This is a genomic window from Kribbibacterium absianum, assembly GCF_030067705.1.
In the GTDB taxonomy this organism is placed as follows: domain Bacteria; phylum Actinomycetota; class Coriobacteriia; order Coriobacteriales; family Atopobiaceae; genus Kribbibacterium; species Kribbibacterium absianum.
Genome location: NZ_JASJEX010000005.1, coordinates 149,706 through 158,248, shown reverse-complemented (window position 1 = coordinate 158,248; position 8,543 = coordinate 149,706). Strand labels below are relative to the sequence as shown.

Sequence of the window (8,543 nt, the reverse complement as noted above, 5' to 3'; positions counted from 1 at the left end):
CCCCCTTCCCGACGTGGGCCGGCCTGTCCGGCCCGTCGCCAAAAGGGTGCCGGGTCCCCGAACCCAGCGCGACGCGTTCCGGTGAGTGTTGGGACCGTTCGGGTAGAGACGCGAATCTAGGCTGGCGACTCCGCCAGTTCGCTTCCAGCGAAGTGCACCGGCGCCCTGCGGCCCCTCCGGGTAGAATCGACCCGCACGCAGAGGAGAGGGGAACCCATGGCCATCGATGAGTCCGCGTCGCCGCTGACCGCCGGTCGGTACGGTGAGCTGGGCCAGCTCGCGCTCGAGCTCAACGTCCGCGACCACCTCACTCGCGAGGAGGCCTTCGACGCCTTCATCGACTGGGCGGGCACGCGTGGCATCGAGCTCTGGGCGCACCAAGAGGAGGCCCTCATGGGCCTCATGATGGGTGACCATGTGATCCTCGGCACCCCGACCGGCACGGGAAAGACGCTGGTGGCCCTTGGCATGCACTTCATGTGCCTCGCGATGGGCGAGACCAGCTATTACACCGCGCCCATCAAGGCGCTGGTCTCGGAGAAGTTCTTCGACCTCGTGGACCTCTTCGGCCGCGACCTCGTGGGGATGCTCACCGGCGACGTTCAGATCAACCCGGACGCGCCCATCATCTGTTGCACCGCCGAGATCCTCGCGAACCGCTCGCTCACCGAGGGCGCGGGCGCGGACATCTCCGCCGTCGCCGCCGACGAGTTTCACTTCTTCAGCGACCCGGATCGCGGCTGGGCCTGGCAGGTGCCGCTCATCGTGCTGCGCAACGCGCAGTTCCTGCTGATGAGCGCCACCTTGGGGGACGTCTCCAACATCGCAGGGCTCTTGGAGCGCCAGACGGACCGCCCCGTGGACAAGGTCCTCGATGCGGAGCGCCCGGTGCCGCTGTCGTTCGAGTACGTGATGACGCCGCTGGAGGCGACGGTCGAGCTGGCGCTGCGCAACGACGAGGGGCCGCTCTACATCGTGCACTTCTCCCAGGACGCGGCGCTCGCCTCCGCGCAGAACCTCGCCAGCTACGGTGTCGCCACAAAAGAGCAGCGCAAGGCCATCACAGAGGCGCTCAAGGGAACGCGGTTCTCGACGGCGTTCGGTAAAACGTTGAAGCGCCTGCTGACGGCCGGCGTGGGTGTCCACCATGCGGGCATGCTGCCGCGGTACCGGCTCGCGGTCGAGAAGCTCGCGCAACAGGGGCTGCTCCCCGTGATCTGCGGCACGGACACGCTGGGCGTGGGCATCAACGTGCCGATCCACACCGTGGTGCTGACGCAGCTCACCAAGTTCGACGGCCACCGGGTCCGTCGGCTGCGCAGCCGCGAGTTCCATCAGATCGCGGGCCGTGCCGGGCGCGCGGGCTTCGACACGGAGGGGCTCGTGCTCGCGGAGGCGCCGGAGCACGACATCGAGAACTTCAAGGCGATGGCCAAGGCCGGCGACGACCCCAAGAAGCAGCGCAAGGTCAAGAAGAAGCGACCCCCCGAGGGGTTCGTGGCCTGGAACAAGAGCACCTTCGAGCAGCTCGTGGCGTCGGTGCCCGAGCAGCTCGTGCCACGCATGCGGGTGAGCCACTCCATGGTGCTCTCGGTGACCGAGCAGGGCGGCGACGCGCGGTCGAAGGTGCGGGCAATCGTCGACCAGTCGCTCCAGAAGCCAGAGGACAAAGAGGCGCTGCACCTGCGCGCGGCGGAGGTGTTCGCGACCCTGATCGACGCCGGCGTGATCGAGGAGACCGTCGCCGAGGACGGCACCGTGACCGACGCGCTGACCATGGACCTGCCCGAGGACTTCGCGCTCGACCAGCCGCTGTCGCCCTTCCTGTTGGCGGCGCTCGAGCTGCTCGACCCGGAGAGCCCGGACTACGAGCTGGACGTCGTCTCGATGTGCGAGGCGACGCTCGAGGACCCGCGCCAGATCCTGCGCGCGCAGGAGCGGCAGGCGCGCCAAAAGGCGATGCAGGAGCTGAAGTTCGCCGGCGTGGAGTACGAGGACCGCGTGGAGCAGGTGCAGGACGTCACCTACGAGAAGCCGCTCGAGGACCTGCTGGAGGCCGCGTACGGCGAGTACTGCGAGCAGGTGCCCTGGGCGCGCGACTACTCCGTGCGGCCGAAGAGCATCCTGCGCGACATGCTCGAGAGCGCGAGCGATTTCAAGAGCTATATCCAAAAGCTCGGAATCGCGCGGTTCGAGGGCATCCTGCTCCGCTACCTCTCCGACGCGTACCGCGTGCTCGACCGCACGGTGCCCGAGGACAAGCGCACCGAGCGGCTGCGGGACATCGTCGCGTGGCTGGGGCTCATCGTGCGGTCGGTGGACTCGAGCCTCGTGGACGAGTGGGCGAGCGCCGGCGCGGACCTGGACGCGGCGCCCCCCGAGGAGGAGGGCGACGTCGTGGTGCGCGACCGGCGCGGCCTCACGCTGCTGGTGCGCAACGCGCTCTTCCGGCGCGTGTCGCTTGCCGCCCGACGTGACGCGGAGGCGCTCGGGGCACTCGACGCGGACTGGGGCTACAACGCGCGCGTGTGGACGCAGAAGCTGGACGGGCTGTTCGCCGAGCACGAGGAGATCCTGCTCGACGGCGACGCGCGGAGCTCGCGCTTCCTGGAGATCGACGAGGCCCCCGAGCACAGCGACCACCTGTGGCACGTGACGCAGATCCTCCACGACGCGGACGGGGACGACGACTTCCGCATCACGGCGGACGTGGACTTGGACGCGACACAGGAGTCGGACGGCGTGGTGTTCCAGAACTACCGCGTGGGCTTCTTCGAGGACTTGGCGTGAGCGCATGAGCGTGTGGGACGACCGCCTGCGCGGTCGCGCGGACGTGGGGGAGGTGCTCGGCGAGGGAGGCTTCGACCGCCCCACGCTCGCGGAATGGACGCGAGAGCGCCTCGCGTGGACCGAGGAGACCCGGGCCGACGTGATCCGCCGCTCGAGCATGAGCCCGGCGCACGCCTACCAGATCATGCAGGGCACGCGCGTCGGCAGCCGTGACAAGCTCGTGCGCCTGGCGTTCGGATGGCAGTTGGGGTCGGACGAGGCGTCGCGCATGATCGAGATCGGCGGCGCGAACGCGCTCGACCCCACGTCGCGCCGCGACACGATCGTCGCGTGGTGCCTGGCGCACGGCCTCGACGTGCACCAGGCCAACGACCTTTTGTGGCGCAACGGCGAGCGCCCGCTCGAGTAGCTGCGGGAGCCGCGCTCGGGCGCCTTCAGTCGCCGTCCGCTTTGTGACGATTTGACGAGACGCCCCGGGCGGGCCGCTAGTATTGACTCTCGCTTGTCACACAGCCCCGCGCGTATAACGGTTCAGCGCAGGTCGGATCTTCCGGCCTGCGCTTTTTTGCGCGGGCGGAGAGAAGGAGTGCCTGTGCGTTTCTACATGCGCCTGCCCCGCAACAACCGGGAGTTCGTCGTCTTTCTGCTCGTGGTGTCGCTGATCTCGGTGAACATCATCGCGCCGCTCCTCACCTGCATGGAGATCGGCTTCTCGACCCAGAGCTGGCTCGGCACGTACTCCGTGATCGGTCTGGCGTGGCTGCTCGTGGTGGCGTGCGTGCTCGCCACCAAGCGGCCGGCCGAGTGGCTCACGCACAAGCTGGCCGACAAGGACGACTCCTATAACATGCAGCTCCTCGCCAACATTCTGGCGAGCGTGCTTTTGCTCTCCGTGGCGCTCACGCTGCTGGCCCCGATGGTTGCGACCGGCGAGACGCTCGGCCACTCGCTCTCGCAGTTCATCCTGCGCTGGCCCCGCAACTTTGGCGTGGCCCTGTTCGTCGAGGCGCTCATCGCCCAGCCCATCGCGCGTCGCGTGATGAACGCGATGCACCTGCGCCTGGACGCGAAGGCGGCGTAAGCGCCCGCGACATGGTCGCCAAAAGGAATGGGCCAGGACCCGCCGGGTCCTGGCCCATTCCCCACGTTCGATGCGATGGCGATGCTACCGCTCGAGCACCCGGTGCGCCCAGTGGTCGATCTTCTCGCCGCTCGTGGCCACGTCGTTGCCGGCCACGGCCAGCCCGCGGCACACCACCGAGTCCGGGCACAGCGCCTTGAGGTCCGCCTCGGCGCGGCCGATCTCGGACCCCTCGTTGGTGCAGAACGGCGCCACCTTCTTGCCCGCCAGGTCCTCGCCGTCCAGGAACGAGAACACCGGGGTCGGCATCGTGCCGAACCAGATCGGGAACCCGATGAAGACGGTGTCGTAGTCCTCAAGGTCCGGCAGCGCGACGATGGCGGGCCTCACGCCGTCGTCCAGCTCCTGGCGCGCCTCGGCCATGACCTGCTCGAAGTCCAGGGAATAGGGGTTCTGGCGCTCGATCTGGAGGATCGGCCCTCCCACGGCCTTCTGAATCTGCTCGGCCAGGGCCTTGGTGCTGCTGCCGGAGCGGTCGGAGCTGTCGCCGCTCCAGTTGTTCTCGCCCTCATAGGCGAAGTACACGATGACGTTGCTCATCTCGAAGCCTCCTTGCCTCGTTTCGACCAGAGATGCCGAGGTTGTACCCACCCGGGCGTCCCAGGCTCCATCGCCTACAATCGACCCATCTGTGCGACCTCCGCTGGCGTTGCCCGGCGTGTTTTCTGAGGAGCCCCCATGGCCGAGAAGCGCGACCTGCTCGACGACATCATCGACATCCAGCAAGACCTCAAGGCTGTCGGCAACCCGCTCGGCCAGATCGCGAACACGCTAGCCATGCAGCCGGACGAGGTGCCCGTCTGGAACCCTGCGGATTTCAAGGAGCGCCCGCGCGCGGCCACCGTGTACTGCACCAGCTGCAAGTCCAATGACCCCACCACGTGCGACCGCTGCGTCCGCGTGTGCCCCAAGGGCGCCATCACTGTGGACGACAAGGCCATCGAGATCGACGACACCTGCATCAAGTGCGGCCTGTGCGTCTCCGCGTGCCCGAGCGAGTGCTTCCACACGAAGGAGCTCGGCGCGCGCCGCCTGTACGATCGCATCGCCGGCGCCGCCGCCAGCCACGAGACCGCCTACGTCACTTGCACGCGCGCCCTCGGTCGCCTGCCCGAGGAGAACGAGGTGGTGCTGCCCTGTGTGGGCGTTGTGCCGAGCGAGGTCTGGTTCTCGGTCATGGCCAAGTTCGACAACGTGAGCGTCTTCCTGCCCCTGGGCATCTGCGACCGGTGCCGCACGACCACCGGCGAGGAGGCCTACTGCGACCTCATCGCCCGCGCGGAGACGTGGGCGGGCTACGGCCTCGACCTCGTGGTGGACGAGAGCGACCTCGCCCATGAGATGCGCCGCTCCTGGCAGCGCAAGGAGTTCGTGGACTCCATCATGAAGAGCGGCGAGGCCCTGATCAGCCGTACGAACCCCGTGCTCACGGCCGCGCGCCGCGTTAACAACATGCTCAAGGCGCACAAGAAGCAGATCGACGCGCTCCAGGGCCAGATGGACAAGGCCCTTGGCACCACGAACACGCACCGCAAGCGGCGCTTGCTCACCGACCGCCGCAAGCTCGTGATGGGCGCGTTGCAGAAGCAGCCGCAGCTGGCCGAGAACATCGACCTCTACGCGCCGATGTGCGACCCCGCGCTCTGCACCCTCTGCGGCGCGTGCGAGCAGGTGTGCCCCACGCACACGATCGACATCACGGAGGACGGCAAGTGGACTTGCGCGCCCGAGTACTGCATCCAGTGCGGCGCGTGCGAGCACGTGTGCCCCACGGGCGCGATCGAGTACGAGTTCGCCGACGCCGAGGACCTCGTGCTCCCGGACGTCCAGGAGAAGGACCGCAAGGAGAAGGAAGCCGAGCAAAAGGCCGAGCTGGAGAGGCTCAAGGAGGAGGGCAAACAGGGTCTCTCGAAGGGCCTCGACCTGCTCGAGAACCTGGGCAACGCCCTCTCTGAAGAGTAAATGTGGGGACTTTGCGGTGCCGCGTGGTCGACGCTTGGGCTCCTGGGGGCGCAATAGCTGTCCGACCTGCGATCCGTCGTGCTTGTTGAAAACCCTGGTCAGAAACTGAGGACAAACGGGCCAGAGGCCCTTGGTACCGTGCGCGCATGTTGATTGCGACAGGCGTGACTCGGCACATGATTCTGGCGGGCGACCCGGACCTGGAAGAGGTCGGGAAGGCCGACCGCTGCCGCTCGGTGCTGCGGAACGCGGGCACGCCGGTGGCCGAAGTGACGGCGCTCGCGCGCCTGTGTCCGGAGCCGGATGGCAGAAAGCACGTGTCCCTGCTGGTGGGGGACAAGCGCCAGCGCCATGGCACGAGGGCGCAGGCCCAAGAGGTCACCAAAAGTGCCCTTGTGTGGAGGTATGCCGTGCCGGGCGGAGCGTTCTGGCGTGTAAACACGCCAGACGATTTCCCGATCAATGAGCTCTATGTGACGTCACCCCCGTTCGAGTGCGCCCTCCGAGCCCGCGACCTGAGCGTGCCCGAACTCGCTCTCTTGATGACTGTGCAGTGCGGGACCTTCCGGTGCAGCGCTGCGGACGAAGACGCAAGAGACGGCATGCTCTACGGCACGGGGGCTTGGACGACCATCAAAGAATTGAATGACTTTCTTGAGCTTGCAAAGGGTCGGTGGCACGGGTGTCGACGGTACGCTCGGGCCTTGGACTATGCGCTCGAAGGCTGTGCGTCCATTCCGGAGGCAAAGACCGCAATCATGCTGAGCGTCCCGCGCCGTCTGGGAGGAATGGGTCTCGGGACACCAAGGGTCAATGAGGACGTGGCGATTCCCGGGGACATCCTTCCGCTGATGGAAGTGCGAAAGAGCTTTCGCTACGACGGGGAGTGGGGCGTCAACGTGGACGTGGAGTACAACGGATGGCCCCACAATGACCCGGATGCCATGCTGGACGACATGGAGAAGATCCTCGCTTCCGTTGGCATGGGGCGAATCGTCCTGCCGGTGACCAGGCGTACGTGGGAGAGCTTCGAGCGTTTCGAGGTCTTCGCGAATATCTTGGCGGCACAGTCCCGCGAACGGCCGCTACCTGAGCCCACAAGCGAAATGAGAGCGGCGCAGAGGGCTCTTTTCGAGGCTTTTCGCGACTGGGATCCGCTCTGTTAGCGGGAGTGCACCGCTGTTCCGTGCGAACTTGCAAGCTTGTGTTCGTTCGGTCGCAATGGCGGCGCACGGGTCACGCCACGCGCCGCCATTGCGCTTGAACCAACGATTTGGCTTATGACTTCTTGGTGGTTCGGCCGCAAGGGCGGTGCGTGCCGAGAGGGGTGCACCGCCCTTGCGGCCGAATCTGCGGATCTATGAAGGCCCGGCCGGATGCGCGGCGCGCTCCGAGGTAGCTTCAGCCTCCGTAACCGCCATGCGTCCCCGCCACGCTCGCAAACCCGGCGTAAAGTGGGACGTTGCAAACAGGCAACCAGAAAGCGAGCGCTCCATGGCACTCTCCATCGGCATCGTCGGCCTTCCCAACGTCGGCAAGTCCACCCTCTTCACGGCCCTCACCAAGCGCGGCGGCCTCGCGGCCAACTACCCGTTCGCCACCATCGAGCCCAACGTGGGCATCGTCGATGTGCCCGACGCGCGGCTCGGCGCCCTCGCGAAGATCGTCAACCCGGGGCGCATCGTGCCCGCCACGGTTGAGTTCGTGGACATCGCCGGCCTCGTCAAGGGCGCCAACGCCGGGGAGGGCCTCGGCAACCAGTTCCTCGCGAACATTCGCGAGACCGACGCCATCTGCGAGGTGGTCCGCTACTTCAGCGACCCGGACGTCGTGCACGTGGACGGCCGCGTGGACCCCGCCGCCGACGTGGACACCATCCAGACCGAGCTCATCCTCGCGGACCTCGCCTCCCTCGAGAAGCAGATCCCGCGCCTAGAGAAGGACGCCCGGCGCGACAAAGAGCTGCAGCCCAAGCTCGCCGTGGCGCAGCGCCTGACGGAGTGGCTCGACGAGGGCAACCGCGCCGCCACGATGCCCATGACCCCCGAGGAGCGCGACGCCGCGCGCGACCTCTTCCTGCTGACCATGAAGCCCATCATCTACGTGGCCAACGTCGACGAGGACCAGGTCACCGAGACGCCGGCGCCCATCAACGGCGAGCAGCCCATCCCCGTGTGCGCCGAGGTGGAGGCGGAGCTCGCGGAGCTGGACGAGGCCGAGGCCCAGGACTTCCTCGAGTCCCTGGGCCTTGAGCGCAGCGGCCTCGAGGCCCTCGCGCAGCGCGCCTATCAGGTGCTCGGCCTGCAGAGCTACTTCACCGCAGGCCCGATGGAGGTCAAGGCGTGGACCATCCCGGTGGGGGCGAAGGCCCCGCAGGCCGCCGGCGTCATTCACAGCGACTTCGAGCGCGGGTTCATCAAGGCCGAGGTGGCCAGCTACGACGACTACATCGAGAACGGCGGGGAGGCCGGCTGCCGCGCCCAGGGCAAGCTTCGCATGGAGGGCAAGGACTACGTCGTGCAGGACGGCGACATCATGCACTTCCGCTTCAACGTGTGAGGCGGCCGCCTGTAGCGACATTGGCCGATAAAAGAGCGAGGGCGCCCGACGGACGTCCTCGCTCTTTGTGCGCGGGCCGTGCGGCCAGGGG

General features: G+C 67.3%; 7 protein-coding genes. 6 read left to right on the top strand and 1 reads right to left on the bottom strand.

Features of this window, described 5'->3' with window-relative positions; translation table 11 throughout:
• The first annotated feature begins 216 nt into the window (after positions 1-216).
• The 3 genes from QJ043_RS09735 (at position 217) to QJ043_RS09725 (ending at position 3,871) form a co-directional block, all read left to right on the top strand.
• Entirely contained in the window at positions 217-2,790 is a 2,574-nt protein-coding gene (locus tag QJ043_RS09735) for a DEAD/DEAH box helicase (protein WP_283713408.1), read from the top strand.
• A 4-nt stretch (positions 2,791-2,794) separates the two neighbouring features.
• On the top strand, positions 2,795-3,199 hold the full coding sequence (locus QJ043_RS09730; protein ID WP_283722810.1) for a hypothetical protein: 405 nt from the start codon (positions 2,795-2,797) through the stop codon (positions 3,197-3,199).
• 183 nt (positions 3,200-3,382) lie between these two features.
• On the top strand, positions 3,383-3,871 hold the full coding sequence (locus QJ043_RS09725; RefSeq protein WP_283713410.1) for a hypothetical protein: 489 nt from the start codon (positions 3,383-3,385) through the stop codon (positions 3,869-3,871).
• 84 nt (positions 3,872-3,955) lie between these two features.
• On the opposite strand, the gene QJ043_RS09720 is transcribed toward QJ043_RS09725, so the two are convergent.
• On the bottom strand, positions 3,956-4,471 hold the full coding sequence (locus QJ043_RS09720) for a flavodoxin (protein WP_283713411.1): 516 nt from the start codon (positions 4,469-4,471) through the stop codon (positions 3,956-3,958).
• Between the two features lie 138 nt (positions 4,472-4,609).
• On the opposite strand from QJ043_RS09720, the gene QJ043_RS09715 reads away from it, so the two are divergent.
• The 3 genes from QJ043_RS09715 (at position 4,610) to ychF (ending at position 8,452) form a co-directional block, all read left to right on the top strand.
• Positions 4,610-5,893, top strand: coding sequence for a 4Fe-4S binding protein (locus tag QJ043_RS09715; protein WP_283713412.1), 1,284 nt, complete (start codon positions 4,610-4,612; stop codon positions 5,891-5,893).
• Positions 5,894-6,069: 176 nt separating this feature from the next.
• Positions 6,070-7,059 (top strand): hypothetical protein, encoded by a 990-nt coding sequence (locus QJ043_RS09710; protein ID WP_283713413.1) that lies wholly within the window; start codon positions 6,070-6,072, stop codon positions 7,057-7,059.
• A gap of 328 nt (positions 7,060-7,387) precedes the next feature.
• Complete coding sequence (gene ychF, locus QJ043_RS09705) at positions 7,388-8,452, top strand: redox-regulated ATPase YchF (protein WP_283713414.1); 1,065 nt, start codon at positions 7,388-7,390, stop codon at positions 8,450-8,452.
• The last annotated feature ends 91 nt before the right edge of the window (positions 8,453-8,543 follow it).

Excerpts from the sequence above, each read along its gene's own strand:
- QJ043_RS09735 (WP_283713408.1), top strand. The coding sequence starts at position 217 with ATGGCCATCGATGAGTCCGCGTCGCCGCTGACCGCCGGTCGGTACGGT.
- QJ043_RS09730 (WP_283722810.1), top strand. The coding sequence starts at position 2,795 with ATGAGCGTGTGGGACGACCGCCTGCGCGGTCGCGCGGACGTGGGGGAG.
- QJ043_RS09720 (WP_283713411.1), bottom strand. The coding sequence starts at position 4,471 with ATGAGCAACGTCATCGTGTACTTCGCCTATGAGGGCGAGAACAACTGG.
- QJ043_RS09715 (WP_283713412.1), top strand. The coding sequence starts at position 4,610 with ATGGCCGAGAAGCGCGACCTGCTCGACGACATCATCGACATCCAGCAA.
- QJ043_RS09710 (WP_283713413.1), top strand. The coding sequence starts at position 6,070 with ATGATTCTGGCGGGCGACCCGGACCTGGAAGAGGTCGGGAAGGCCGAC.
- ychF (WP_283713414.1), top strand. The coding sequence starts at position 7,388 with ATGGCACTCTCCATCGGCATCGTCGGCCTTCCCAACGTCGGCAAGTCC.